The organism is Enterobacter sp. BNK-34, assembly GCF_048684445.1.
GTDB classification, from domain to species: Bacteria; Pseudomonadota; Gammaproteobacteria; order Enterobacterales; family Enterobacteriaceae; genus Enterobacter; species Enterobacter pseudoroggenkampii.
In genome coordinates this window covers 1,378,499-1,405,388 of sequence record NZ_JBLQUA010000001.1, presented here as the reverse complement: position 1 = coordinate 1,405,388, position 26,890 = coordinate 1,378,499, and the positions used below count along the sequence as shown (strand labels likewise).

At 53.2% G+C, this 26,890-nt stretch carries 20 protein-coding genes and 5 tRNA genes; 3 read left to right on the top strand and 22 right to left on the bottom strand.

The window, feature by feature from the left end; genetic code table 11:
* Window positions 1-158: 158 nt before the first annotated feature.
* Together ACMGG5_RS06935 and ACMGG5_RS06930 are read left to right on the top strand one after the other, a co-directional pair.
* A complete protein-coding gene (locus ACMGG5_RS06935) occupies window positions 159-467 on the top strand; it encodes a PTS sugar transporter subunit IIB (protein ID WP_023334100.1) in 309 nt (102 codons plus the stop codon).
* Complete coding sequence (locus ACMGG5_RS06930; protein WP_008503455.1) at window positions 467-784, top strand: PTS lactose/cellobiose transporter subunit IIA; 318 nt, start codon at window positions 467-469, stop codon at window positions 782-784. The genes ACMGG5_RS06935 and ACMGG5_RS06930 overlap by 1 nt, the downstream gene beginning before the upstream one ends.
* 57 nt (window positions 785-841) lie before the next feature.
* On the opposite strand, the gene rpoC is transcribed toward ACMGG5_RS06930, so the two are convergent.
* The 13 genes from rpoC to ACMGG5_RS06865 all read right to left on the bottom strand — a co-directional run bounded on the left by rpoC (window position 842) and on the right by ACMGG5_RS06865 (window position 14,902).
* A complete protein-coding gene (rpoC, locus tag ACMGG5_RS06925; protein WP_023309968.1) occupies window positions 842-5,065 on the bottom strand; it encodes a DNA-directed RNA polymerase subunit beta' in 4,224 nt (1,407 codons plus the stop codon).
* A 76-nt stretch (window positions 5,066-5,141) separates the two neighbouring features.
* Window positions 5,142-9,170 (bottom strand): DNA-directed RNA polymerase subunit beta, encoded by a 4,029-nt coding sequence (gene rpoB, locus ACMGG5_RS06920; RefSeq protein ID WP_024908260.1) that lies wholly within the window; start codon window positions 9,168-9,170, stop codon window positions 5,142-5,144.
* A gap of 319 nt (window positions 9,171-9,489) precedes the next feature.
* Complete coding sequence (rplL, locus tag ACMGG5_RS06915; protein ID WP_002445276.1) at window positions 9,490-9,855, bottom strand: 50S ribosomal protein L7/L12; 366 nt, start codon at window positions 9,853-9,855, stop codon at window positions 9,490-9,492.
* Between the two features lie 66 nt (window positions 9,856-9,921).
* Window positions 9,922-10,419: a 50S ribosomal protein L10 gene (rplJ, locus tag ACMGG5_RS06910; protein WP_005132895.1), complete on the bottom strand. Its 498-nt coding sequence runs from the start codon at window positions 10,417-10,419 to the stop codon at window positions 9,922-9,924.
* Window positions 10,420-10,709: 290 nt separating this feature from the next.
* Entirely contained in the window at window positions 10,710-11,414 is a 705-nt protein-coding gene (rplA, locus tag ACMGG5_RS06905) for a 50S ribosomal protein L1 (RefSeq protein ID WP_006810530.1), read from the bottom strand.
* Window positions 11,415-11,417: 3 nt separating this feature from the next.
* The gene (gene rplK / locus ACMGG5_RS06900) at window positions 11,418-11,846 is read right to left on the bottom strand and encodes a 50S ribosomal protein L11 (RefSeq protein ID WP_008503452.1); all 429 of its coding nucleotides are present in this window, start codon (window positions 11,844-11,846) and stop codon (window positions 11,418-11,420) included.
* A gap of 156 nt (window positions 11,847-12,002) precedes the next feature.
* Window positions 12,003-12,548 carry a transcription termination/antitermination protein NusG gene (gene nusG, locus ACMGG5_RS06895; protein WP_002438628.1) on the bottom strand — a complete coding sequence of 182 codons (546 nt, stop codon included), beginning with the start codon at window positions 12,546-12,548 and terminating at the stop codon, window positions 12,003-12,005.
* Between the two features lies 1 nt (window position 12,549).
* The gene (gene secE, locus ACMGG5_RS06890; protein WP_014068449.1) at window positions 12,550-12,933 is read right to left on the bottom strand and encodes a preprotein translocase subunit SecE; all 384 of its coding nucleotides are present in this window, start codon (window positions 12,931-12,933) and stop codon (window positions 12,550-12,552) included.
* A gap of 223 nt (window positions 12,934-13,156) precedes the next feature.
* Window positions 13,157-14,341 (bottom strand): elongation factor Tu, encoded by a 1,185-nt coding sequence (tuf, locus tag ACMGG5_RS06885; RefSeq protein WP_023326212.1) that lies wholly within the window; start codon window positions 14,339-14,341, stop codon window positions 13,157-13,159.
* A 118-nt stretch (window positions 14,342-14,459) separates the two neighbouring features.
* Window positions 14,460-14,535: transfer RNA gene (locus tag ACMGG5_RS06880), tRNA-Thr, on the bottom strand.
* A gap of 6 nt (window positions 14,536-14,541) precedes the next feature.
* Window positions 14,542-14,616, bottom strand: a tRNA-Gly gene (locus ACMGG5_RS06875).
* 117 nt (window positions 14,617-14,733) lie between these two features.
* Window positions 14,734-14,818 (bottom strand) — tRNA-Tyr (locus ACMGG5_RS06870).
* Window positions 14,819-14,826: 8 nt separating this feature from the next.
* Window positions 14,827-14,902, bottom strand: a tRNA-Thr gene (locus ACMGG5_RS06865).
* A gap of 317 nt (window positions 14,903-15,219) precedes the next feature.
* Between ACMGG5_RS06865 and coaA the strand changes: the two genes are divergently transcribed.
* The gene (gene coaA / locus ACMGG5_RS06860; RefSeq protein WP_021242480.1) at window positions 15,220-16,170 is read left to right on the top strand and encodes a type I pantothenate kinase; all 951 of its coding nucleotides are present in this window, start codon (window positions 15,220-15,222) and stop codon (window positions 16,168-16,170) included.
* 43 nt (window positions 16,171-16,213) lie between these two features.
* Here the strand turns inward: coaA and dppF are convergent, their stop codons facing one another.
* The 9 genes from dppF to ACMGG5_RS06815 form a co-directional block, all read right to left on the bottom strand.
* On the bottom strand, window positions 16,214-17,227 hold the full coding sequence (gene dppF / locus ACMGG5_RS06855; RefSeq protein WP_023309965.1) for a dipeptide ABC transporter ATP-binding subunit DppF: 1,014 nt from the start codon (window positions 17,225-17,227) through the stop codon (window positions 16,214-16,216).
* Window positions 17,224-18,207, bottom strand: coding sequence for a dipeptide ABC transporter ATP-binding protein (dppD, locus tag ACMGG5_RS06850; RefSeq protein ID WP_008502772.1), 984 nt, complete (start codon window positions 18,205-18,207; stop codon window positions 17,224-17,226). Before dppD ends, dppF begins: the two co-directional genes overlap by 4 nt.
* Before the next feature lie 10 nt (window positions 18,208-18,217).
* On the bottom strand, window positions 18,218-19,120 hold the full coding sequence (gene dppC / locus ACMGG5_RS06845) for a dipeptide ABC transporter permease DppC (protein ID WP_024909088.1): 903 nt from the start codon (window positions 19,118-19,120) through the stop codon (window positions 18,218-18,220).
* A 9-nt stretch (window positions 19,121-19,129) separates the two neighbouring features.
* Window positions 19,130-20,149, bottom strand: coding sequence for a dipeptide ABC transporter permease DppB (dppB, locus tag ACMGG5_RS06840; protein ID WP_024909087.1), 1,020 nt, complete (start codon window positions 20,147-20,149; stop codon window positions 19,130-19,132).
* 161 nt (window positions 20,150-20,310) lie between these two features.
* Window positions 20,311-21,918, bottom strand: coding sequence for a dipeptide ABC transporter periplasmic-binding protein DppA (gene dppA / locus ACMGG5_RS06835; RefSeq protein WP_023334096.1), 1,608 nt, complete (start codon window positions 21,916-21,918; stop codon window positions 20,311-20,313).
* A 620-nt stretch (window positions 21,919-22,538) separates the two neighbouring features.
* Window positions 22,539-22,615 (bottom strand) — tRNA-Pro (locus ACMGG5_RS06830).
* A gap of 91 nt (window positions 22,616-22,706) precedes the next feature.
* Window positions 22,707-24,398, bottom strand: a complete 1,692-nt coding sequence (gene eptB / locus ACMGG5_RS06825) for a kdo(2)-lipid A phosphoethanolamine 7''-transferase (RefSeq protein WP_024909086.1) — start codon at window positions 24,396-24,398, stop codon at window positions 22,707-22,709.
* 254 nt (window positions 24,399-24,652) lie between these two features.
* Entirely contained in the window at window positions 24,653-25,855 is a 1,203-nt protein-coding gene (locus ACMGG5_RS06820) for an MFS transporter (RefSeq protein ID WP_024909085.1), read from the bottom strand.
* Window positions 25,856-26,093: 238 nt separating this feature from the next.
* Window positions 26,094-26,792, bottom strand: a complete 699-nt coding sequence (locus ACMGG5_RS06815; protein WP_420277640.1) for an autotransporter domain-containing protein — start codon at window positions 26,790-26,792, stop codon at window positions 26,094-26,096.
* Window positions 26,793-26,890: the final 98 nt, after the last annotated feature.

Below are 26,890 nucleotides of genomic sequence, written 5' to 3'. Positions count from 1 at the left end.
GTTTCCACGGGCCGGGTACCCGACAATGCAAAATTGTAACCGGTTTCAGAAAATCGCCGGTTTCTTTGTGATGCCTGACACACAATCGCGGTAAACCGGTTGTTGAAGCGGTCTGCACGGGATAATTATCAATAAACACATGTAGATCGAGGCTGATTATGAAGAACATCGTTTTATGCTGTGCAGCGGGAATGTCAACCAGCATGCTGGTTCAACGTATGAAAGACGCCGCGCAGAAAAAAGGGGTTGAAGTCACGATTAAAGCCGTTCCGGTTGCGGAGTTTAAAGACAACATCGCGACGGCCGACATCGTATTGCTGGGGCCACAGGTTAAATACGAGCAGGCCAAACTCCAGGCACAGGCCGAGCCGCTAGGTAAAAAGGTCGCGGTGATCGACATGATGGATTACGGCATGATGAAAGGTGATGCCGTACTGGAAAAAGCGCTCAAACTTCTGGAGTCATAATGGAAGACTTAGAAACCACGATTATGGAACTGCTGGTCAACGCAGGCGCGGCGCGCAGTGCGGCCCTGACGGCGTTACAGATGGCGCGTAAAGGTGAGTTTGATGAAGCTGAAAAAGCGATGGAAGAGTCGCGTGAATATGTGAAGCATGCGCACACGATCCAGACGCAGCTTATCGGTCTTGATGAGGGAACCGGGAAGCTTCCGGTTAATCTGATCACCGTTCACTCTCAGGATCACCTGATGAACGCGATGGTCATTCAGGATCTGGCGGGCGATATGATTGAGCTTTATCGACGGATCCCGCTGGTGAATTGAAAACATGCAGATGTAAAAAAACCCGCCGAGGCGGGTTTTTTATTAGCGACTCAACGATTACTCGTTGTCGGAACCGCCCAGACCTGCGTTCAGCAGTTCTGCCAGGCTCGCGGATGCATCTTCAGCAGTCACCTGCGGTGCAGCTGGCAGTTCGCCCGCAGCACGACGACGCATACGATCCTGGTGGTACGCATAACCGGTACCGGCCGGGATCAGACGACCCACGATAACGTTCTCTTTCAGACCGCGCAGTTCATCACGCTTACCAGCAACAGCGGCTTCGGTCAGGACACGAGTCGTTTCCTGGAACGATGCTGCAGAGATGAAGGACTCGGTTGCCAGAGACGCTTTGGTGATACCCAGCAGATCGCGCGAGAAGGTCGCACCGATTTTGCCGTTCGCTTCAAGTTCGCGGTTAGCGATCTTGACGCGTGAGTATTCAACCTGCTCGCCTTCCAGGAACTCAGAGCTGCCTGCGTTTTCGATGGTTGCTTTACGCAGCATCTGACGAACGATAACTTCGATGTGCTTATCGTTAATCTTAACGCCCTGCAGACGGTAAACGTCCTGCACTTCGTTGGTGATGTAACGCGTTACCGCGTGTACGCCACGAAGACGCAGAATGTCGTGCGGCGCTTCTGGACCATCGGAAACCACGTCACCACGTTCTACACGTTCACCTTCGAACACGTTGAGCTGACGCCACTTAGGAATCATCTCTTCGTACGGTTCGCTACCATCTACTGGAGTGATAACCAGACGGCGTTTCCCTTTGGTCTCTTTACCGAAGGAGATGATACCGCTGATTTCAGCCAGGATTGCAGGCTCTTTCGGACGACGTGCTTCGAACAGGTCCGCAACGCGTGGCAGACCACCGGTGATGTCCTTGGTACCGCTGGATTCCTGTGGAATACGCGCCAGAGCATCACCCGCACCGATCTGAATGCCATCTTCCAGCTGAACGATCGCTTTACCCGGCAGGAAGTACTGAGCAGGCATGTCGGTACCAGGGATCAGAACGTCGTTACCCTGAGCATCAACGATTTTCAGCGCAGGACGCAGATCTTTACCACCGGTAGTACGTTCAGCAGAATCCAGAACCACCAGAGAAGACAGACCGGTCAGCTCGTCGGTCTGACGAGTAATGGTCTGGCCGTCGATCATGTCAGTAAAGCGGATGAAACCACTTACTTCGGTGATAACCGGCATGGTGTGTGGATCCCAGTTTGCAACGGTTTCACCGCCGGCAACCTGCTCGCCATCACCTTTCGCCATAACCGCACCGTAAGGCACTTTATAGCTCTCTTTGGTACGACCGAATTCGTCGATCAGTTTCAGCTCGGTGTTACGAGAGGTCACAACCAGCTTGCCTGCGGAGTTAACAACAGACTTCGCGTTGCTGAGCTTGATGCTACCTTTGTTTTTCACCTGGATGCTGGATTCAGCAGCCGCACGAGATGCCGCACCACCGATGTGGAACGTACGCATCGTCAGCTGTGTACCCGGCTCACCGATGGACTGTGCCGCGATAACGCCGATTGCTTCACCTTTGTTGATGATGTGGCCACGCGCCAGGTCACGACCGTAGCAGTGCGCACATACACCAAAGTCGGTGTCACAGGATACAACGGAACGCACTTTCACTGAGTCAACAGAGTTCGCTTCCAGCAGGTCACACCAGTGCTCGTGCAGCAGCGTGTTGCGTGGAACCAGAATGTCTGCAGTACCCGGCTTCAGAATGTCTTCCGCGGTCACACGACCCAGAACGCGATCGCGCAGTGGCTCTTTAACATCACCACCCTCGATAACAGGGGTCATGGTGATACCTTCGAGGGTGCCACAATCGTCTTCGGTCACAACCAGATCCTGGGCAACGTCAACCAGACGACGCGTCAGATAACCGGAGTTCGCTGTTTTCAGTGCGGTATCCGCCAGACCTTTACGAGCACCGTGCGTGGAGATGAAGTACTGGAGTACGTTCAGACCTTCACGGAAGTTCGCGGTGATTGGCGTTTCGATGATGGAGCCATCTGGCTTCGCCATCAGACCACGCATACCTGCCAGCTGACGAATCTGTGCTGCGGAACCACGCGCACCGGAGTCGGCCATCATGTAGATGCTGTTGAAGGAAACCTGCTGCTCTTCTACGCCGTCACGGTTAATCACGGTTTCGGTCTGCAGGTTATCCATCATCGCTTTGGATACACGATCGTTCGCCGCTGCCCAGATATCGATAACTTTGTTATAGCGTTCGCCCGCGGTAACCAGACCAGACTGGAACTGCTCCTGGATCTCAGCAACTTCGGCTTCCGCTTCAGAGATGATCTCGTGTTTCTTCTCTGGGATGACCATGTCATCGATACCAACAGATGCACCTGAACGCGCTGCATAAGCAAAGCCGGTATACATTGTCTGGTCAGCGAAGATAACGGTCGGCTTCAGACCCAGAATGCGGTAACAGGTGTTCAGCATTTTGGAGATCGCTTTCTTGCCCAGCGCCTGGTTGACGATGGAGAAAGGCAGACCTTTCGGTACGATCATCCACAGAATCGCACGGCCAACGGTCGTGTCTTTCAGGCTGGTTTTCGCAACGAATTCGCCGTTTTCATCTTTTTCGTATTCGGTGATACGCACTTTAACGCGCGCATGCAGAGAGGCCAGGCCAGCGCGGTAAATACGCTCAGCTTCTTTCGGGCCAGTCAGCACCATGCCTTCGCCTTTGGCGTTAACACAGTCACGGGTCATGTAGTACAGACCCAATACAACGTCCTGAGAAGGAACGATGATTGGCTCACCGTTCGCTGGAGACAGGATGTTGTTGGTAGACATCATCAGCGCACGCGCTTCGAGCTGGGCTTCCAGCGTCAGCGGTACGTGAACAGCCATCTGGTCACCATCGAAGTCGGCGTTATATGCCGCACAAACCAGCGGGTGCAGCTGGATAGCTTTACCTTCGATCAGGACTGGCTCAAATGCCTGGATACCCAAACGGTGCAGGGTTGGTGCACGGTTCAGCAGTACCGGGTGTTCGCGGATAACTTCGTCCAGGATATCCCAAACGACAGCTTCTTCACGCTCAACCATTTTCTTCGCGGCTTTGATGGTGGTGGCGAGGCCACGCAGTTCCAGCTTGCCGTAGATGAATGGTTTGAACAGCTCCAGTGCCATTTTCTTCGGCAGACCGCACTGATGCAGACGCAGGTATGGACCTACGGTGATTACAGAACGACCGGAGTAGTCAACACGCTTACCGAGCAGGTTCTGACGGAAACGACCCTGTTTACCTTTGATCATATCGGCCAAAGATTTCAGAGGACGTTTGTTAGAACCGGTGATCGCACGACCGCGACGACCGTTATCCAGCAGGGCATCTACCGCTTCCTGCAGCATACGTTTTTCGTTGCGTACGATGATGTCCGGCGCAGCCAGATCCAGCAGACGTTTCAGACGGTTGTTACGGTTGATAACGCGACGATACAGATCGTTCAGATCGGACGTTGCGAAACGACCACCATCAAGCGGAACCAGTGGACGCAGGTCTGGCGGCAGAACCGGCAGAACGGTCAGGATCATCCACTCTGGTTTGTTACCAGACTGAACGAACGCTTCCAGCAGTTTGATACGCTTGGTCAGCTTTTTACGTTTGGTTTCGGAGTTGGTTTCGTTCAGCTCTTCACGCAGCTGCTCGCACTCTTGCTCCAGATCCATGCTCTTCAGCAGGGCCTGAATAGCTTCCGCACCCATCTTCGCGTCGAATTCGTCACCGAACTCTTCCAGCGCGTCCAGATACTGCTCTTCGGTCAGGATCTGATGACGTTCCAGGTTCGTCATCCCGCCTTCGATAACCACATAAGATTCGAAGTACAGAACGCGTTCGATATCGCGCAGCGGCATATCCAGCAGCAGACCGATACGGGACGGCAGAGATTTCAGGAACCAGATGTGAGCGGTCGGAGACGCCAGCTCGATGTGGCCCATGCGCTCACGACGCACTTTGGTCTGGGTCACTTCAACGCCGCACTTCTCACAGATCACACCACGGTGTTTCAGGCGCTTGTACTTACCGCACAGGCACTCGTAATCTTTTACTGGCCCGAAAATACGCGCACAGAAAAGGCCGTCACGCTCAGGTTTGAACGTACGGTAGTTGATGGTTTCCGGCTTTTTAACTTCACCGAAAGACCATGAACGGATCATGTCTGGCGAAGCCAGAGCAATTTTGATCGCATCAAACTCTTCGGTTTTAGTCTGCGCTTTCAGAAACTTTAATAAATCTTTCACGGATTTGCTCCCGTCGGAGTTAGCACAATCCGGTGCCGGGGGTTAACCCGACACCAGTGACCTGTTTGAGCGAGAATTACTCGTCTTCCAGTTCGATGTTGATACCCAGCGAACGAATCTCTTTCAACAGTACGTTGAAGGATTCTGGCATGCCCGGTTCCATCTGATGGTTGCCGTCCACGATGTTTTTATACATCTTGGTACGACCGTTCACGTCATCAGACTTAACGGTGAGCATTTCCTGCAGGGTGTATGCCGCGCCGTATGCTTCCAACGCCCACACTTCCATCTCCCCGAAGCGCTGACCACCGAACTGCGCCTTACCACCCAGCGGCTGCTGAGTAACCAGGCTGTAAGAACCGGTAGAACGAGCGTGCATCTTGTCGTCGACCAGGTGGTTCAGTTTCAGCATGTACATGTAACCTACGGTTACCGGACGCTCGAACTGTTCACCGGTACGGCCGTCAAACAGCGTAATCTGACCAGACGTTGGCAGACCACCCAGTTGCAGCAGCTCTTTAATTTCAGCTTCTTTCGCACCGTCGAAGACCGGCGTTGCGATTGGCATACCTTTTTTCAGGTTCTCAGCCAGGCGCAGCACTTCTTCATCGCTGAAGGTATTCAGGTCGACTTTCTGACGCACGTCGGTACCCAGATCGTAGGCACGCTGGATGAATTCGCGCAGTTTCGCGACTTCTTCCTGCTGCTTCAGCATGGCGTTAATCTTGTCGCCGATACCTTTCGCAGCCATACCCAGGTGGGTTTCCAGGATCTGACCGATGTTCATACGAGACGGTACGCCCAGCGGGTTCAGTACGATATCTACCGGTGTACCGTTAGCATCGTGCGGCATATCTTCGATCGGGTTGATCTTAGAGATAACACCCTTGTTACCGTGACGACCTGCCATCTTATCACCAGGCTGGATCTGACGTTTAACAGCCAGATACACCTTAACAATCTTCAGCACGCCTGGTGCCAGATCGTCGCCCTGAGTGATTTTGCGGCGTTTCGCTTCGAGTTTTTTCTCGAACTCGTGTTTCAGTTCGTCATACTGCTCAGCCAGCTGTTCCAGCTGATTTTGTTTCTCTTCGTCGGTCAGGCCCAGTTCCAGCCAGCGATCGCGTGGCAGTTTGTCGAGCTTCTCAGCTTCAACGCCACCGGCAACCAGCACCGCATAGATACGGCTGAACAGACCCGCTTCGAGGATCTGCAGTTCTTCAGACAGGTCTTTCTTCGCCTGTTTGAGCTGCATCTCTTCGATTTCCAGCGCACGCTTATCTTTCTCAACGCCGTCACGGGTGAAGACCTGAACGTCGATAACCGTACCGGAAACACCGTTTGGTACGCGCAGAGAAGAGTCTTTAACGTCAGACGCTTTCTCACCGAAGATTGCACGCAGCAGTTTCTCTTCTGGCGTCAGCTGGGTTTCACCTTTAGGCGTAACCTTACCAACCAGAATGTCGCCGCCGGTCACTTCCGCACCGATGTAAACGATACCGGATTCATCCAGTTTGGAGAGCGCAGCTTCACCCACGTTAGGGATGTCAGCGGTGATCTCTTCTGGCCCCAGCTTGGTGTCACGGGACACACATGCCAGTTCCTGAATGTGGATGGTGGTGAAACGATCTTCCTGAACCACACGCTCGGAGACGAGGATGGAGTCTTCGAAGTTGTAACCGTTCCACGGCATGAACGCTACGCGCATGTTCTGACCGAGCGCCAGTTCACCGAGGTCGGTGGACGGACCGTCTGCCAGCACGTCGCCGCGCTCAACTGGCTCACCCAGAGATACGCAAGGCATCTGGTTGATACAGGTGTTCTGGTTAGAACGGGTGTATTTGGTCAGGTTATAAATGTCGATACCTGCTTCGCCCGGATACATCTCGTCTTCGTTAACTTTGATAACGATACGGGATGCATCGACGTACTGAACAGTACCGCCACGTTTAGCAACCGCAGTAACACCGGAGTCAACGGCAACAGCACGTTCCATACCGGTACCAACCAGCGGCTTATCAGCGCGCAGAGTTGGAACGGCCTGACGTTGCATGTTCGCACCCATCAATGCACGGTTGGCGTCATCGTGTTCCAGGAACGGGATCAGGGACGCACCGACGGATACCACCTGCTGGGTGGATACGTCCATGTAGTCAACCTGGTCGCGGCTGAACAAGCTGGATTCGCCTTTGCTACGGCAGGTAACCAGATCTTCTACAAAGTGGCCTTCGTCATCCAGGTTGGAGTTCGCCTGAGCGATAACGTAGTTGCCTTCTTCGATAGCAGACAGGTAATGAATTTCGTCGGTTACAACACCGTCGGTCACTTTACGATACGGGGTCTCAAGGAAACCGTATTCGTTAGTCTGTGCGTACACGGACAGGGAGTTGATCAGACCGATGTTTGGACCTTCAGGCGTTTCGATTGGACATACGCGACCGTAGTGAGTCGGGTGTACGTCTCGAACTTCAAAGCCTGCGCGTTCACGGGTCAGACCGCCTGGGCCGAGTGCAGAGATACGACGTTTGTGCGTAATCTCAGACAGCGGGTTGTTCTGGTCCATGAACTGAGACAGCTGGCTTGAACCGAAGAACTCTTTCACTGCTGCAGAAATCGGCTTGGCGTTGATCATATCCTGAGGCATCAGGGTATCCAGATCGCCCAGAGACAGACGCTCTTTCACCGCACGCTCTACACGTACCAGGCCAACGCGGAACTGGTTTTCCGCCATTTCGCCTACGGAACGGATACGACGGTTGCCGAGGTGGTCGATATCGTCCACTTCGCCTTTACCGTTACGGATATCGATGAGCTTCTTCATCACTTCGATGATGTCGTCTTTGCTCAGGATACCGGAACCTTCGATTTCGTCGCGCAGCAGAGAACGGTTGAACTTCATACGACCAACCGCGGACAGATCGTAGCGGTCTTCGGAGAAGAACAGGTTCTCGAACAGGCTTTCCGCCGCTTCGCGAGTTGGTGGCTCACCAGGACGCATCATGCGGTAGATTTCTACCAGCGCGCTCAGACGATCGGTGGTTGGGTCGACGCGAATAGTCTCAGAGATATACGCACCGTGGTCCAGATCGTTGGTGAACAGCGTTTCGATACGTTTGTGGCCAGACTGGCTCAGCTTAGCCAGCAGATCCAGGCTCAGCTCCATGTTCGCCGGGCAGATCAGCTCACCCGTTGACTCGTCAACGTAATCTTTCGCGGCTACTTTTCCTGCAATGTACTCAACCGGAACTTCGATGAGTTTGATATCATCTTTTTCCAGCTGGCGGATGTGGCGCGCGGTGATACGGCGACCTTTTTCCACATACACTTTGCCGTCGGCTTCGATGTCGAACGACGCGGTCTCACCACGCAGACGTTCCGGCACCAGCTCCATCTGCAGCTTGTTGTCGCGGATTTCAAAGATCACTTTCTCAAAGAACAGGTCCAGGATCTGCTCAGTGGTATAGTTCAGTGCACGCAGAATGATGGTTGCAGGCAGTTTACGACGACGGTCGATACGGACAAACAGGTTGTCTTTAGGATCGAACTCGAAGTCCAGCCATGAACCACGGTAAGGAATGATGCGTGCGTTATACAGTACTTTACCGGAAGAGTGTGTTTTACCTTTATCGCTGTCGAAGAAGACGCCCGGGCTACGATGCAGCTGGGAAACGATAACACGCTCAGTACCGTTGATAACGAAAGTACCGTTGTCAGTCATGAGTGGAATTTCACCCATGTAGACTTCTTGTTCTTTAATGTCTTTTACGGTGCCTTCCGGCGCTTCGCGCTCGTAGATCACCAGACGCAGTTTTACGCGCAGCGGTGCGGAATAGGTCACGCCACGGATCTGACATTCCTGAACGTCGAACACCGGTTCGCCAAGGCGGTAGCTGACGTACTGCAGCTCGGAGTTACCGCTGTAGCTCTGAATCGGGAACACGGAGCGGAAGGCTGCTTCCAGACCGTACTGCCCTTCAGGATCTTGCTCGATAAACTTCTGGAACGAGTCAAGCTGGATAGAAAGGAGATATGGAATGTCCAGAACTTGTGGACGTTTACCAAAATCCTTACGAATACGTTTTTTCTCGGTATAGGAGTAAACCATAGGGTTCCTCAGCTCGCTGACAAGTCGACCCATCTGTCCGACGAAGGGACAGTTTGTGCAACACCATTTTGTGGACCGGAAAATTGAATACTTTCCGCAATACCTGTTGCTATCACGCTTAAATCATTTCGTCGCGATTTACACAGAGCGAGCACCCTGTCGCAATATATTAAGTCGTCGATAGAAACATGCATTGTCAGGACAATCAGCAGTCAAACAGTGTGAAATGCTACTGATGCCTTACAGCGCAAAAAGGCTGGTGACTAAAAAGTCACCAGCCATCAGCCTAATTACTTAGGCTGCAACCAGAAAAGTTGGCTTATTTAACTTCAACTTCAGCGCCAGCTTCTTCCAGAGATTTTTTCAGTGCTTCTGCGTCGTCTTTGCTCACGCCTTCTTTCAGCGCAGCTGGAGCAGATTCTACCAGGTCTTTAGCTTCTTTCAGACCCAGGCCAGTTGCGCCACGTACTGCTTTGATAACAGCAACTTTGTTAGCGCCAGCAGCTTTCAGAATTACGTCGAATTCAGTTTTTTCTTCAGCAGCTTCAGCCGGGCCCGCAGCTACAGCTACAGCAGCAGCAGCAGAAACACCGAATTTTTCTTCCATTGCAGAAACCAGCTCTACAACGTCCATTACGGACATAGCTGCTACTGCTTCAATGATTTGATCTTTAGTGATAGACATTTAAATTGTTCCTGAAAATCAGAATAAGTTTATACGTAAGCAAATGCTTTATAAAGATAACTGCGATTAAGCAGCTTCTTTCGCATCGCGAACAGCAGCCAGAGTGCGAACCAGTTTGCCAGCCGAAGCTTCTTTCATGGTTGCCATCAGGCGTGCAATTGCTTCTTCGTAGGTCGGCAGGGTTGCCAGGCGATCGATGTTCGATGCCGTGATCAACTCACCTTCAAAGGCTGCAGCTTTGACCTCAAATTTTGCATTCGCTTTCGCGAACTCTTTGAACAGACGAGCAGCAGCGCCCGGGTGTTCCATAGAGTATGCAATCAGGGTCGGACCAACAAACGTGTCTTTCAGGCACTCGAACTGAGTACCTTCAACTACGCGACGCAGCAGGGTGTTACGAACAACACGCATGTATACGCCAGCTTCACGACCTGCTTTACGCAGTTCAGTCATTTTGTCTACAGTAACGCCACGGGAATCCGCAACTACTGCAGACAGCGCGCCTTTGGCTACTTCGCTGACTTCAGCAACAATCGCTTGTTTGTCTTGAAGATTTAAAGCCATTAGCTTTGCTCCTGGATGTTTGCCGGAACTCATGTTCCGGAACTCACTTCACTCTTCCCAACGGAAAGAGCGTCTTAATACGGTGAGCAGAAACAAGCCAGAGTATCCAAAATAATCTTAGCGTTCTGTCACCGTCTACGCAGGGGATTAAGTCTCTTGCGAAACACCTGCGGTCTTCGACGGAGGCCTGGATTAGGCCAGGCTCCAACGAACAAATCTTTTAGCCGCTAACTTTCGTTAGCAAACGTGGGGGTAAGATTGTAGACAAAATCACCGCCCACGTAAAGGCATTAGTTTGCAGCAGCGCTCAGGCCAGCCTGGTCAACTGCAACACCTGCACCCATGGTGGTGGAGATGCTAACTTTCTTGATGTACACGCCTTTTGCCTGAGTTGGTTTTGCTTTTTTCAGCGCAACCAGCAGAGCTTCCAGGTTTTCTTTCAGTTTGTCAGCGTCAAAGTCCACTTTACCGATGGTGGTGTGGATGATGCCGTTTTTGTCGTTACGATAACGAACCTGACCTGCTTTAGCGTTCTTAACCGCTTCAGCAACGTTAGGAGTTACAGTACCAACTTTCGGGTTTGGCATCAGGCCGCGTGGACCCAGAACCTGGCCGAGCTGGCCAACAACGCGCATTGCATCTGGAGAAGCAATAACAACGTCAAAGTTCATTTCGCCTTTCTTGATCTGATCAGCCAGATCTTCCATACCTACCAGTTCAGCGCCAGCAGCTTTAGCAGCTTCAGCGTTTGCACCCTGAGCAAATACAGCTACACGTACGGAACGGCCAGTACCGTGTGGCAGTACAGTTGCGCCACGAACGTTCTGATCGGATTTACGCGCGTCGATGCCGAGGTTAACGGCAACGTCAACGCTTTCAACGAACTTAGCAGTTGCCAGTTCTTTCAGCAGAGCGATAGCTTCGTTGATGTCGTACTGTTTGGTCGCATCAACTTTGTCACGGATCACGGACATGCGCTTGGTCAGTTTAGCCATTTCTTAGTCCTCCACTACCAGGCCCATGGAACGTGCAGTACCTTCGATTGAGCGAGTCATCGCTTCAATGTCGGCACCAGTCATGTCGGCAGCTTTGGTCTGCGCGATTTCCTGCAGCTGAGCGCGGGAAATTTTACCCACTTTGTCTTTGTTCGGTTTACCGGAACCAGACTTGATACCAGCCGCTTTCTTCAGCAGAACTGCTGCTGGAGGGGTTTTGGTAACGAAAGTGAAAGACCGGTCAGCGTAAACAGTGATTACGACTGGGATTGGCAGACCTTTTTCCAGGGATTCGGTTTTGGCGTTGAACGCTTTACAGAATTCCATGATGTTCACACCCTGCTGACCCAGAGCTGGACCAACTGGTGGACTTGGGTTCGCCATACCAGCTGCAACCTGCAGCTTGACGTAGGCTTGTACTTTCTTAGCCATTCTAAAATCCTCTGATTGGGTGATAGCGCCTCAGGGAGGCTCCCCGTGAATAAAATTCGTTTTACGGGCCGGGGCCCATAAAAACAAAAGGCGCGAAATTGTATTCCAATCTCGCGCCCTGTGCAACGATTAAATCGCCGCTTTTTTGATCGCTGCTTAGGCTTTTTCGACCTGCGCAAAGTCCAGCTCTACCGGGGTCGCACGACCGAAGATAGAAACAGAAACTTTCAGGCGGGACTTCTCGTAGTCCACTTCTTCAACGACGCCATTAAAGTCAGCAAACGGACCGTCGCTAACACGGACCATTTCACCCGGTTCAAACAGCGTTTTAGGACGCGGCTTATCACCCACCTGCTGCAGGCGGTTCATAATCGCATCAACTTCTTTGTCGCTGATTGGCGCCGGACGGTCAGACGTGCCGCCGATAAAGCCCATCACGCGCGGTACGCTGCGCACCAGGTGCCAGCTCGCGTCGTTCATCACCATCTGAACCAGCACGTAACCCGGGAAGAATTTACGCTCGCTTTTGCGACGTTGGCCGCCACGGATCTCAACCACTTCTTCGGTCGGAACCATAACTTCGCCAAATAACTCTTCCATATTGTGTAATTTGATATGCTCACGCAGCGACGTTGCTACGCGGCCTTCAAAACCGGAAAACGCCTGAACGACGTACCAACGCTTTTTAGGGGCTTCAGACATCTTAGAACCTCAGGCCAGTAATAAAGGAAACCAGGCGAACCAGAATACCATCCAGTCCCCACAGGATCAGTGACATTACAGCGGTAACCGCCGCTACGATCAGCGTGGTGTGCAATGTTTCCTGGCGAGTCGGCCAAATGACCTTACGGACTTCGGTACGCGCTTCACGTGCAAAAGCAACGGTTGCTTTACCTTTAGTCGTCAACAGCGCGACACCGCCCGCTGCAGCAATCAGAATCACCACTGCCAGCGCGCGGAGCGGCAGCATCATGTCACGATAAAGATAGTTGCCAACGATTGCCACAATCAGCAGCACGGCAACAGCGACCCACTTCATCGCTTCCAGGCCGCGCCCGCTCCCTTGAGCTTCGGTATTCGCACTCATAAACCAACCTGTCAGAAGAATTCTACAAATAATTTCACCCCGCGATTGCGAGGCGAGCCAAATCGAAATAATCCCTTGGGATTATACGCTCTCTGCAGAGCCTGTCTCAGCAATGATTATGACAAAAATAATCACTGATGAGCCAGGTTCTGATGTGAAAGCGTGCAAAAAGGGCATCAAATGATGCCCTTTTCATGCGCATTGCGTCAAATGTTATCAGCGATTAGCCGAGAACTTTAGCAACCACGCCCGCGCCAACGGTACGGCCACCTTCACGGATTGCGAAACGCAGACCGTCGTCCATCGCGATTGGGTGGATCAGAGTCACAACCATCTTGATGTTGTCGCCTGGCATTACCATCTCAACGCCTTCTGGCAGTTCGATGGTACCGGTCACGTCAGTTGTACGGAAGTAGAACTGTGGACGGTAGCCTTTGAAGAACGGAGTATGACGGCCGCCTTCGTCTTTGGACAGGATGTACACTTCAGATTCGAACTTGGTGTGTGGCTTGATTGAGCCTGGCTTCGCCAGAACCTGACCACGTTCGATTTCTTCACGTTTGATACCACGCAGCAGAACACCAACGTTCTCACCAGCACGGCCTTCGTCCAGCAGTTTGCGGAACATTTCAACGCCAGTACAGGTAGACTTCGCAGTCTCTTTGATACCAACGATTTCAACTTCTTCGCCAACTTTGATGATACCGCGCTCTACACGACCGGTAACAACGGTACCACGACCGGAGATGGAGAATACGTCTTCGATTGGCAGCAGGAATGGCTTGTCAATCGCACGCTCTGGTTCTGGGATGTAAGAATCCAGGAAGCCAGCCAGTTCGATGATTTTCGCTTCCCACTCTGCTTCGCCTTCCAGCGCTTTCAGAGCAGAACCACGAACGATTGGGGTATCGTCGCCTGGGAAATCGTACTGAGACAGCAGTTCACGAACTTCCATCTCTACCAGTTCCAGCAGCTCTTCGTCATCAACCATGTCGCATTTGTTCAGGAACACGATGATGTAAGGAACGCCTACCTGACGACCCAGCAGGATGTGCTCACGAGTCTGAGGCATTGGGCCGTCAGTCGCAGCAACAACCAGGATCGCGCCGTCCATCTGCGCAGCACCGGTGATCATGTTTTTAACATAGTCGGCGTGGCCTGGGCAGTCTACGTGTGCGTAGTGGCGAGTCGGGGTGTCGTACTCAACGTGAGAGGTGTTGATGGTGATACCACGAGCTTTTTCTTCTGGTGCGTTATCGATCTGGTCGAATGCGCGAGCAGAACCACCGTAGGTTTTTGCCAGAACGGTAGTGATTGCAGCGGTCAGCGTTGTTTTACCATGGTCAACGTGGCCGATAGTACCGACGTTAACGTGCGGTTTTGTACGTTCAAACTTTTCTTTAGACATCGATTGTCCCTCTAAGACACGGATAAATCGGTGATATCACCACATCAACCAGGCGAAATGCCTGAATTGTTGAATACAGTAAAATTGAAACAGAGAGAAACGGGAAGGAGAAGTGAAGTGGTGCTGATACCCAGAGTCGAACTGGGGACCTCACCCTTACCAAGGGTGCGCTCTACCAACTGAGCCATATCAGCACGTATTGGAGCGGGCAGCGGGAATCGAACCCGCATCATCAGCTTGGAAGGCTGAGGTAATAGCCATTATACGATGCCCGCATCCTGAAACTCGGCTACCCAGTTCTTTCTGTAACAAAAAAAGAGATTTCTCTCTTTTTCAGTTTGAGCTGGCTAATTTTTCCAACCAGCTCCGGCGGCATTTACGCTGCCAGAAAGTGGTGGTGGGGGAAGGATTCGAACCTTCGAAGTCTGTGACGGCAGATTTACAGTCTGCTCCCTTTGGCCGCTCGGGAACCCCACCGGACTTGATGGTGCCGACTACCGGAATCGAACTGGTGACCTACTGATTACAAGTCAGTTGCTCTACCTACTGAGCTAAGTCGGCATCAAGTAGCGCGCATTCTATGGATACCTGCGCGGTCATGCAACTAAAAATTTGCATAAAACGTTCTTTCGCTCACATTTTATGCGAACGAAGCGCTAAGCGCTGTAAAAGTAGTCATTACGGGTCAAATAATCAACATGCACGCGTGATTTACACCGTATACACCATAGCGTGACGGTTTCCGCGTAACGCAGCGCTATCCATCTTTTTTCTTATTATTCCTGCCATCTGGTGTTAACCTCCTGCCCATTGTCCAAAATTAACTGTGTGATGAGCCACGATCCGGCAGTGTAGCGCTGGCTCACTGAAGCATGCTTATGAGCAAAAAAGAGCAAACGTTAATGACGCCTTATCTTCACTTTAACCGCAGCCAGTGGGCTGCCCTGCGTGATTCCGTCCCTATGACGCTGACGGAAGGTGAAATCGCACGGTTAAAAGGGATAAACGAAGATCTGTCCCTGGAAGAGGTGGCAGAAATTTATCTCCCCCTCTCTCGCTTGCTTAACTTCTATATCAGCTCGAACCTGCGCCGCCAGGCCGTGCTGGAGCAGTTTCTCGGGACGAACGGTCAACGCATTCCTTATATCATTAGTATCGCAGGCAGCGTGGCCGTGGGTAAAAGTACCACCGCGCGTGTCCTGCAGGCGCTGTTGAGCCGCTGGCCAGAACACCGCAGCGTGGAGCTGATCACCACCGACGGCTTCCTGCACCCGAACGAAGTGTTAAAAGAACGCGGGCTGATGAAGAAGAAGGGCTTCCCGCTTTCTTATGATATGCATCGTCTGGTGAAATTTGTCTCTGACCTGAAATCCGGCGTACCGCACGTCACTGCACCCGTCTATTCGCATCTGATCTACGATCGCATCCCGGGTGGGGATAAAACGGTGGTCCAGCCGGACATCCTGATTCTGGAAGGTCTGAACGTACTGCAAAGCGGGATGGACTATCCTCACGATCCGCATCACGTCTTCGTCTCGGATTTCGTCGATTTCTCTATCTATGTCGATGCGCCGGAAGACCTGCTGCAGAACTGGTACATCAACCGCTTCCTGAAGTTCCGCGAAGGGGCGTTCACCGACCCGGACTCCTATTTCCACCATTACGCCCAGCTTTCTGAAGAAGAAGCGATCAATGTGGCAACGGGGCTGTGGAATGAGATCAACTACGTGAACCTCAAAGAGAACATCCTGCCGACGCGCGAGCGCGCGAGCCTGATCCTCACCAAGAGCGAGAAGCACGCCGTCGACCAGATTCGCCTGCGGAAATAATCAAGCAGACATAAAAAAAACCGGCTTAGCGCCGGTTTTTTCGTTATGCCTGTGGCTTCTCGCCATTTTCATCCTGATCGACCGCAAAGCAGGCAACCAGTTGGCCGCCATAATCCTTCAGCTGCGGCTGTAGCTGGGTGCAGGGGCCAAAACGACGGCTGCAGCGGGCGTTGAATGCACATCCCGGCGGTGGATTCAGCGGACTTGGCAGTTCGCCCGTCAGCTTAATACGCTCGCGACGATCGTCCGGGTTCAGACGCGGCGTCGCAGACAGCAGCGCCTGGGTGTACGGATGGCGAGGGTTATTAAAGATCTGGTCTTTGGTCCCCTTCTCCACGCAGCGCCCCAGGTACATCACCATTACCTCATCAGCAATATGCTCCACCACCGACAGGTCGTGGGAGATGAACACGTAAGATAGCCCCAGCTCCTGCTGGAGATCCATCATCAGGTTCAGCACCTGCGCACGTACGGATACGTCGAGCGCGGAGACCGGCTCATCGGCAATCACCACGTCCGGATCGAGCATCAGCCCGCGAGCAATCGCGATACGCTGACGCTGGCCGCCGGAGAACATGTGCGGATAGCGATCGTAATGCTCGGTTTTGAGGCCGACCTTCGCCATCATCGCCAGCGCTTTTTCGCGGCGCTGCTCCTTGCTCAGATTACTGTTGATCAGCAGCGGCTCTTCCAGAATCTGTCCCACTTTTTTACGCGGGTTCAAAGAACCATACGGGTTCTGGAACACAATCTGGATTTTCTGGCGGCGCAGCTTCTGCGCCTGCGGATCGTGCTTGAGCAGATCCTGGCCCTGATAATAGAGCTCCCCGCCAGTCGGCACTTCAATCATCGTCAGCAGACGACCCAGCGTGGATTTGCCGCAGCCTGACTCCCCCACCACCGCCAGCGTTTTACCGCGTTCAAGGTTAAAAGAGACGCCGTCCAGCGCTTTCACCAGGCGTTCAGGGGCAAACAATCCCTTCTTCACCGGGTAGTATTTTTTCAGATCGATGGCCTGCAACAGCGGTTGTTGCGTGGTGGCCTGTTGCGTACTCATAGTGTTGGCCTCCCGGCATCATCGAGTGGGTAGTGGCATTTCGACTGACGGCCGTCAGCAAGCTGGTTCAGCTCTGGCTCTTCTGCCCGGCATTTGTCCGTCGCATACGGACAGCGCGGATTGAGCAGGCAGCCCTGCGGACGGTCATATTTACCCGGTACCACACCCGGCAGCGACGCCAGACGCGCTTTATCCTGAGCAAACTCCGGCAGCGCGCGTAAAAGCGCCTGGGTATACGGGTGACGCGGCGCGCGGAAGATATCGTGCGAATTTCCGGTCTCGACCACCTGGCCGGCATACATCACGATGATTTTGTGCGCGGCTTCGGCCACCAGCGCCAGATCGTGCGTAATCAGCACCAGCGCCATGTTCTCTTTCTGCTGCAGCTCCAGCAGCAGTTCGATGATTTGCGCCTGAATGGTCACATCCAGCGCCGTCGTCGGTTCATCCGCAATCAGCAGTTTTGGTCGACAGGCAATCGCCATCGCGATCATCACGCGCTGGCTCATCCCGCCTGAGAGCTGGTGCGGGTAAACGTCCAGACGCGAAGCCGGGTCAGGAATACCTACCTGGTTGAGCAGATCGATCGCGCGCTGACGACGGGTTTTCTTATTCCCGCCCTGATGCACCTTAATCGCTTCCATAATCTGGAAACCGACGGTGTAGCATGGGTTCAGGCTGGTCATCGGATCCTGGAAAATCATCGCCACTTCCGCGCCCACCAGCTGGCGGCGCTGTTTTTCAGAAATGCGCTTCAGGTCCTGACCGTTGAACTGCAGGTTTTCCGCCATCACGCGGCCCGGGTAATCAATCAGCCCCATGATCGCCAGTGAGCTCACTGACTTACCTGAACCGGACTCCCCGACGATACCAACCACTTCGCCCTGATTTACGCTGTAGCTGATGCGGTCCACGGCGCGAAACGGAGTGCCTTCGTCGCCAAAGTGCACCGATAATTTATCTACATTTAATAACGCCATCTCGTGCCTCTTACTGCTTCAGTTTGGGATCAAGCGCATCACGCAGGCCATCACCCATCAGGTTAAATGCCAGCACCGTCAGCAGGATTGCCAGACCCGGGAAGGTGACAACCCACCAGGCGCTTTGTGCGAACTGCAACACGTCGGAGAGCATGGTGCCCCACTCCGGTGTTGGCGGCTGCGCACCCATGCCCAGGAAGCCAAGAGCGGCCATATCAAGAATGGCGTTAGAGAAACCGAGCGACGCCTGAACAATCAGCGGCGCAAGGCAGTTAGGGAAGATATTAACGAACATCTGGCGCATCGCACCGGCACCCGCCACGCGAGACGCGGTGACGTAATCGCGGTTCACTTCCACCAGCACCGCCGCGCGGGTTAAACGCACGTAGTGAGGAAGCGCCACGAAGGTCAGCGCCAGCGCGGCGTTACCGATCGACGGGCCGAAGATCGCCACCAGCACCAGCGCCAGCAGCAGGCTTGGCAGCGCCAGCATGATGTCGACGATACGCATGATGATGTTATCAACGATGCCGCCGAAGTAGCCGGCAACCAGGCCGAGTACGACGCCCATGATCAGCGACAGCACAACAACCAGGCAGCCGACCAGCAGCGACAGACGCGCGCCGTACATGAGACGGGACAGCACATCGCGCCCCACATCATCGGTACCCAGCAGGTGCGCCAGGCTGCCGCCATCCTGCCACGCAGGTGGCGCAAGCAGCGCATCGCGGAACTGATCCGCCGGGTTATACGGCGCAAGCACGTTTGCAAACACCGCAATCAGGATCATGATTGCGACATACACCAGCCCTACCACCGCGCCTTTGTTGCGCTTGAAGTAGTGCCAGAACTCCTGCATCGGCGTCATCGGAACCGGTGCAGCAACAACTTTGTTTTCAGAAACCTGTGACATGATGGCCCCTTACTTCTTATGACGAATACGCGGGTTCACCACGCCGTACAGCAAATCGACCAGCAGGTTGACGAGGATAATCATCGTCGCGACCAGCAGTACACCGCCCTGCACTACCGGATAATCACGGCGCTGCAGCGCGTCAATCAGCCAGCGTCCCAGGCCCGGCCATGAGAAGATGGTTTCGGTCAGGATCGCCCCCGCCAGCAACGTCCCCACCTGGAGACCGATAACGGTCACAACCGGCAGCATGGCGTTACGCAGTGCATGGACGATAATGACGCGCATACGCGTCAGGCCCTTGGCGCGGGCGGTGCGGATGTAATCCTCGCCCAGCACTTCCAGCATCGATGAACGGGTCATACGCACGATCACCGCCAGAGGAATGGTGCCCAGCACCATGGCAGGCAGGATCATATGCGCGACGGCATCCATGAAGTTGCCCTCTTCACCCCAGATAGCCGTATCAATCAGCATAAAGCCGGTGAGCGGGTTGGTGTCATCCAGGAAGACCATATCGCTGACGCGCCCGGAGACCGGTGTCAGGTTAAGCTGCACCGAGACCAGCATGATCAGCATCATGCCCCACCAGAAGATAGGCATGGAGTAGCCGGTCAGCGCCAGGCCCACGGCGGTATGGTCGAAAATAGAGCCACGCTTGACGGCAGCCAGTACCCCGACAGGAATACCCACCGCAGTGGCGAAAATCATGGCGCAGACGCCAAGCTCCAGTGTCGCTTTAAAACGCGGCACGAACTCGTCCCACACCGGAAGACGGCTTTTCAGCGAAATCCCTAAATCACCGTGCAACACGCCCCATATATAGTGGAGGTACTGCTGCCACATCGGCTTATCGAGACCGAGTTCCGCCAGCAGCTGTGCATGGCGCTCAGGGGAAATACCACGCTCGCCCGCCATAATCATTACCGGGTCGCCGGGGATCATATGGACGAAGGCAAAAGTGAGAAGGGTGATACCGATAAACGTGGGGATAACAAGTCCCAGACGTCGGAGGATGAACTGCAACATAACCCGGATTCTCTCTGATGACGCACGACCAGTGGCGTGACGTCTGTATTGCTCACAAATGTAAATTCCCTCTCCCTTCGGGAGAGGGTTAGGGTGAGGGGATGCATGCACGCCCCTCACCCCTGCCCTCTCCCAGAGGGAGAGGGAGAACACCCTACTTATTATTCAACAGATACGTTTTCGAAGTGGTGTTTGCCCAGTGGATCAACCACGTAGCCCTTCACTTCTTTACGCACTGGCTCGTACACGGTGGAGTGAGCAACAATCAGCGCCGGAGCCTGATCGTGCATAACAACCTGAGCCTGCTTGTACAGTTCAATACGTTTGTTGTGATCGTCGGTCGCACGCGCCGGCTGGATCAGGTCTTCAAACGGCTTGTAGCACCAGCGAGAGTAGTTAGAACCGTCTTTTGCCGCCGCGCAGCTGAACAGGGTGGCGAAGAAGTTGTCCGGATCCCCGTTATCACCGGTCCAGCCCATCATGACTGCCTGGTGCTCACCCGCTTTGGCGCGCTTCAGGTACTCGCCCCACTCGTAGGTCACAATCTTGGCCTGAACGCCAATCTTAGCCCAGTCTGCCTGAACCATTTCTGCCATACGGCGTGCGTTCGGGTTGTACGGACGCTGTACCGGCATCGCCCACAGCTCAACGGTAAAGCCTTTATCCTGGCCCGCTTCTTTCAGCAGCGCTTTCGCTTTCTCAGGATCGTAGCTGTAGTCTTTAACGTCGTCGTTATAGCCCCACATGGTTGGTGGAATCAGGTTTTTGGCTGCAACGCCTGCACCCTGGTAAACCGCCTTGATGATCGCTTCTTTGTTCACCGCGTAGGTCAGCGCCTGACGCACTTTCACGTCATCAAACGGTTTCTTCTCGGTGTTGAAGGAGAGATAGCCCACGTTCAGGCCAGCCTGCTCCAGCAGGTTGATGTTCTTGTCCTGCTTCATGCGGGCGATGTCAGCCGGGTTCGGGTAAGGCATCACCTGGCATTCATTTTTCTGCAGTTTTGCATAACGCACTGACGCATCAGGCGTGATGGAGAAGACCAGGCGGTCGATCTTCGGCTTGGTGCCCCAGTAGCCTTCGAACGCTTTATACAGAATGCGGGAGTCTTTCTGGTACTGCAGCAGCTGGAATGGACCGGTACCGATTGGGTTCAGGTCGACTTTCTCCGGCGTACCGGCTTTCAGCATGTTGTCCGCGTACTCTTTGGAGAGGATTGAGGCGAAGTCCATGGCCAGGTCAGCCAGGAACGGTGCTTCCGGACGCGTCAGCACGAACTGAACGGTATTATCGTCCACTTTTTTCACTTCAGAGATCAGGTCCGGCAGACCCATCCCTTCGAAGTATTCATAGCTGCCGCCAGACACTTTGTGGTACGGGTTCTGGGCGTTTTTCTGACGGTCGAAGGAGAACACCACGTCGTCGGCGTTAAAGTCACGCGTTGGTTTGAACTCTTTGCTGTCCTGCCACTTCACGCCCTGGCGCAGGTGGAAGGTATAGGTTTTACCGTCTTCGCTGACGTCCCACTTCTCGGCCAGACCCGGAATCACTTCCGTGGTACCGGTTTTGAATTCAACCAGACGGTTATAGATCGGTACAGAGCTTGCGTCGTAAGTCGTACCAGAGGTAAAGAGCTGTGGGTTAAAGCCTTCCGGCGAGCCTTCAGAACAGTAAACCAGGGTTTTTGCCTGTACGCTTGCTGCCACGGTCATAGCCACCAGGCTCAGACCAAGCTTCAGCATCCCTGACTTCTTCAAGGAAATACTCATTATTCTGCTCCAATGTGATGTTTTGCTTTGTTGTGTTACGCCGCCAGACCTTTATTTATTTTTTACCCGGTCCGGTCGGTGATGCCCGAAGGCTTTAAAGGGATGGAGAATCCTTTCAGAAGAGCGTTTGAGTTGCAGCGCAGATCGTCCCTGAAATGCCCCTCATGCCCTACAATCTGTCAACAGAATGTGAAAACGTCAATACAGGTGACGGGGATTTACGCTGAGTGTGAGAAACCGCAAACAAAGATTAAAAAAACTATGTACGCCAGTTTTCAGCAGGGAAATTTATGCTACTCGCCATGTTGCAGCACAACTCTCTCCCTATTTCGCCACAATCAGTGATTAACTTTTATTCAGAATGGGTAAATTTTCTTGCAGAATGGTGATTATCTGAGCACTAAATACCGCGAACGTTAAAACGCACAGCGAAAAATGCTGAGGTTATCCATAAGCAACGCGAAAAAAGATCAATCTATATATAAAAAAATACAATGGATTATGTCACAAAATCGTTAACAGGCAGGTGGAAGCAGGTCTAAGGGGCGTTTTGGATACTCTGACGAGATAAGGTCATAATGCAAAAAGGGCTAACCTTACGGTTAGCCCTTTTCAGAATGTGGTCGGCGAGAGAGGATTCGAACCTCCGACCCACTGGTCCCAAACCAGTTGCGCTACCAAGCTGCGCTACTCGCCGAATGCGGAGCGCATCTTACTGCTGAGGTGCGCCCCCGTCAATCCCTTATTTTCAAAAAGCCATTCAACTGGCGATATTCTCGCCAGAGCAGCTACTGCGCGGCTTTTGCGGTGTTATCAGGGAGTTTGCACCAGTTGTTGTTTTCGTTAATCCCACCATTCGGTGAGGTATAGCCGAGACAACCCATAATGGTGTCGTACAGCTCAACGTGACGACGCGGCACCTTCATCTCCGCCTCTTTCTTCAGTTGAGCAAACATCTTCGCTTTCTCCGGGTCTTCCAGATACTTGTCAGACATCCACACCATCATCGGTACACGGAACTGCTCCGGCGGTGCCATCTTGCGCGGCGTACCGTGCAGATGCTCATACTCATTGATGGATTCACCGTGGTCCGCCGCATAGAACACAATCGCTTTCTTATCGCGTACTTGGTCAATCACCGAATCAATAAAGTGATCCACATACAGTACGGAGTTGTCGTAGGAGTTGATCAGCTGCGCTTTGGTACAGTCTTTATCCACCCCGACGCACTCAGGCTTCCATTTGGCAAAGTTACGCGGGTAACGTTGGGTGTAGTTAAAGTGCGACCCTTTGGTATGAAGGATAATCAGATGCTTACCATCAGGATTATCGCTCAGGGACAGTTTCATCTCATCAATCAGCAGCATGTCATCGACAGATTTGCCACGGTTACGCGGCTCTGCACCGATCTGCTCACGGTATGCAATGTTCTGCGCCATGGTATTGCTGTAGAACCACATTTCGCTCTGCATCGCATAGAGGGCAGACGTGAACCCAAGCTGATGCAGCACCGAGAAGACGTTTTGCTCTTTCAGCGTACGCTGCGGGTTGTCGCTCGCCCCGCCCTCGCGCACAAACATACAGCGCAGTGAGAGCTTGGTGGCGGTATCACAAGAATAGCCACGGTAGGCAATCAGGTTTTTCTCCTGCGCCAGTTTCGGCGTGGTATCACGGTTATAGCCAAGAATACCCATATGATCCCAGCGCGTGGTTTCTCCGATAATAAAGACGACATAGGTATCGTCGATATCTTTTGGTGCGACGTAGGTAAACTTCTTCACCGGGTTCATCAGCGATTTGTTACCAGAGGATTCATCCACCTGCGCCCACGCATACAGCCCCAGCGCGGAAATCCAGTTAGACGGTAAATACGAGTTCGCCACTACACCGCCGTAGCTTGGCATATCCACGCCTGAGGTACGCTCATCATGCTTTTGCTTCACTTCCAGCAGACGAATTGGTCCCCAGACCATCAAACCGGCCAGCAGGACTATCGCGACGCTTCTGAAACGTTTGCCTGGCGTGCGAATCTGGTGCACTAGCGTGTACCGGCAACGGTTGCTCCAGATGAGCAGCAGCGGTAAGGCACTGACGGCTACCAGCCAGAGAATAAAGTGCAGCCCTACAACCTCTTTAGAGAGGTCGATATCCGTGGTCATCACTGAGGCAATAATGCCGTAGCCAATCACCACGTTCATAAAGGTCATGTAATAGCTGGCACCCGCCGAGCACAGCACGATAAACGTAGCCAGCACTCGCCACACGCGACGGCCAAACAGGGTAAGAATACGGAATAAAAAGAAGGTGACCAGTACAGCAGCGACCAATTCGACAACCGCTGCAATTCCTTTCCAGACGGTAAAATCATGCGCGTAACCGTCAAACCGACGGATGAAAACTGCGCCATTCATAAACAGGCCGATGTACAACGCCAGCAAAAAGCAGAGCTTTTGTTGTGCCATCGATTTAATGTATTTCATGCAAACTACCCGGAAAAAGGGACGAAATCACCGATCATTTTTGTTTTAAAAATGAATAGGTTAAAGAATCGCTTAAGAAGTCGTTATCGGAAACGTCTACCCGCGTGGTAAGTAGACCACAGGGAAAAGAAAAAGTGGCAGCAGAGTGTGTGATCGGTACAGATATTTACAAAAAATTAAGAACGAGACGGTTTAGCCAGATCATCAGTTTTCACACAAGAAAAAGGCCGGATAACCGGCCTTTTTCATCGTCATTAAGCATGCACCTCTTTGAACACTTCGCGCTGCGGCTGACGAATCGTGGTCGAGAGCGCCAGGGAGATAATCAGCAAGGCAAATATCACGCAGAAGGTCACGTAGAACCCGCCGAACAGGGAGGCAATCAGCGAGCCGCAGATACTGCCGATCCCGAAGCCCAGATAGATAACGCCGTAGTTTTTCGCCAGATTGTTCAGGCCAAAGAACTCGCTCACCAGTGACGGGAAGACGGTAATGGTGCCGCCGAAGTTAAAGGCCACGCAGGCAATCGCCGCGAAGAAGGTGGCTTCATTCAGTGGAGCGAACAGCAGCGCCGCCATACCGACCAGCGAGACCACCTGCCCAATCGTAATCACGCGGATGCGGGCAATTTTGTCAGACAGAATACCGAGGACCAGACGACCCGAGAGGTTAGCAATGGAGATCACGGTCACCGCGTTGGCCGCCGTGGCGGCATCCAGTTTCACCATCCCCTGCGCGATATCTTTCGCCACGCCGATGACATACAGACCGCTCATGCAGGCCGTCAGGAACATCACCGCCAGCATCCAGTACTGTGGCTTACGCATGGACTGCGCGAGGGTAAAGTCGTTCTCCACCACGCCGTTCACGGATTTAACCTCCTGCTGCGGCGCATCTTTCATCAGCGTGGAGCCGAACAGAATCATCACCAGAACAATTGCGCCCCAGATCATAAAGGTTTTTTCGAGGCCAACGGACGCCAGCAGGTGGGAGTCGATAAATTTGAACCCGAGGCTGCCCAAACCGTAAGAACCAATGGCAAACGCGGAGATTAAGCCTTTACGTTCCGGGAACCACTTCACGCAGTTTGACAGCGTCAGCAGGTACCCCGCGCCATCGGCCAGCCCCACCAGCACGCCGGCGCTCAGCCACAGCATCATCAGGTTGCTGGAATGCGCCGTCAGGAAAAAGCCCAGCCCCAGCAGAATGCCGGACGCCATGGTCACGCGCTTCACGCCAAAACGCTCCTGCAGCTTGCCCGCGACGGAAGACGAAATCGCCAGACCCAGGCTCAGCAGACCAAAGGAGAACGCGACCTGGCTGACCGGGGCGCCGAGTTTGTCGGAAAGCGCGCTGTTAAACAGGCTCCAGGTATAGACCGACCCCAGCGCAAACTGGGTGACGATGGTACCAAAGAGCGTGAGCCAGCGCGTGCGGTTATAAGTTGGTGTGTTCATGGCAGTTGTCCTGCAAGAGAAATTAAGGAAGTTCGCTGAGGACAACGATAAACAAAACCTTAATATGCCTGGGGTAAAACGGCATGAAATGCAGGCGGAACGGAATGAAATGCCTGGAATCGGGAATGAATGGCCTGGCATGGGAATAAAGCGATAGCGTGTTAGTATCTGCTATCGCTGTAAAGCCCGTGGTTGTTGTATTCGAGATGTTATCGTAACGTTTAAAAAAGTAACAACTCTAGAAATTTGCGCTGACGCCAAGGGTGTATAAAAACTCCTCACCGGTGGAGGTGTGTTCCCCCTGAGCCAGCGACGCATACGCCGCCATGTGCGTATTAAAGGGAATATCCGTTCCCACGGTGACATCCATCCAGCTACCGTTTTGGGCAGGGGCTGGCGTTTGCGGCATGCCAAACTGCGATTTCCACTGATTTTCACCAAACTGCTGGTTATAGCTGATCTGCGCCCAGGGACGGAGATCGCCGTACTGAGTATTTACACGCCACCCCAGCGTGCTGACGCTGGCATGCCAGAGCGGGTCGGTGAGTGCCTGCGTCGACGCGCTATCACCAAACTCGTTGATCATCATGGGAGCCGTGCCGTCGTACCGCCACGCCACTACCGGCCCGGTGGTGATACGCGCTGAAACCGGAAAATTCCAGCCCATGCTCATCGCCCCTTCCGTGGTGCCGCCTGACGGAATATTCAGGGCAAGACCTGGCGCGTTTTGCGAAGACTGGATACGCTCCGCCAGAATATCCTCATAACGCGGTTGGTGATCCGCGTCCCATGTATAGCGTTCCGCCATATTATTTTGGGCGTCTGAAACGATATATTCCTGTTGCCAGGCAGACGCTGTATTACAAAAAAACAGGCAGGCTGAAATTCCCACCAGGCCAGAAGCAGCATGGCGACCACTGATTTTTTTTATCATCATCAACGCGACCCCAGAGAGAGCCGAATTCGGCGATATTTGTCGTTATTCAGGAAGACTTTAGAGAGCATGTATACCCTAAATAATTCGGGTTGCAGGAA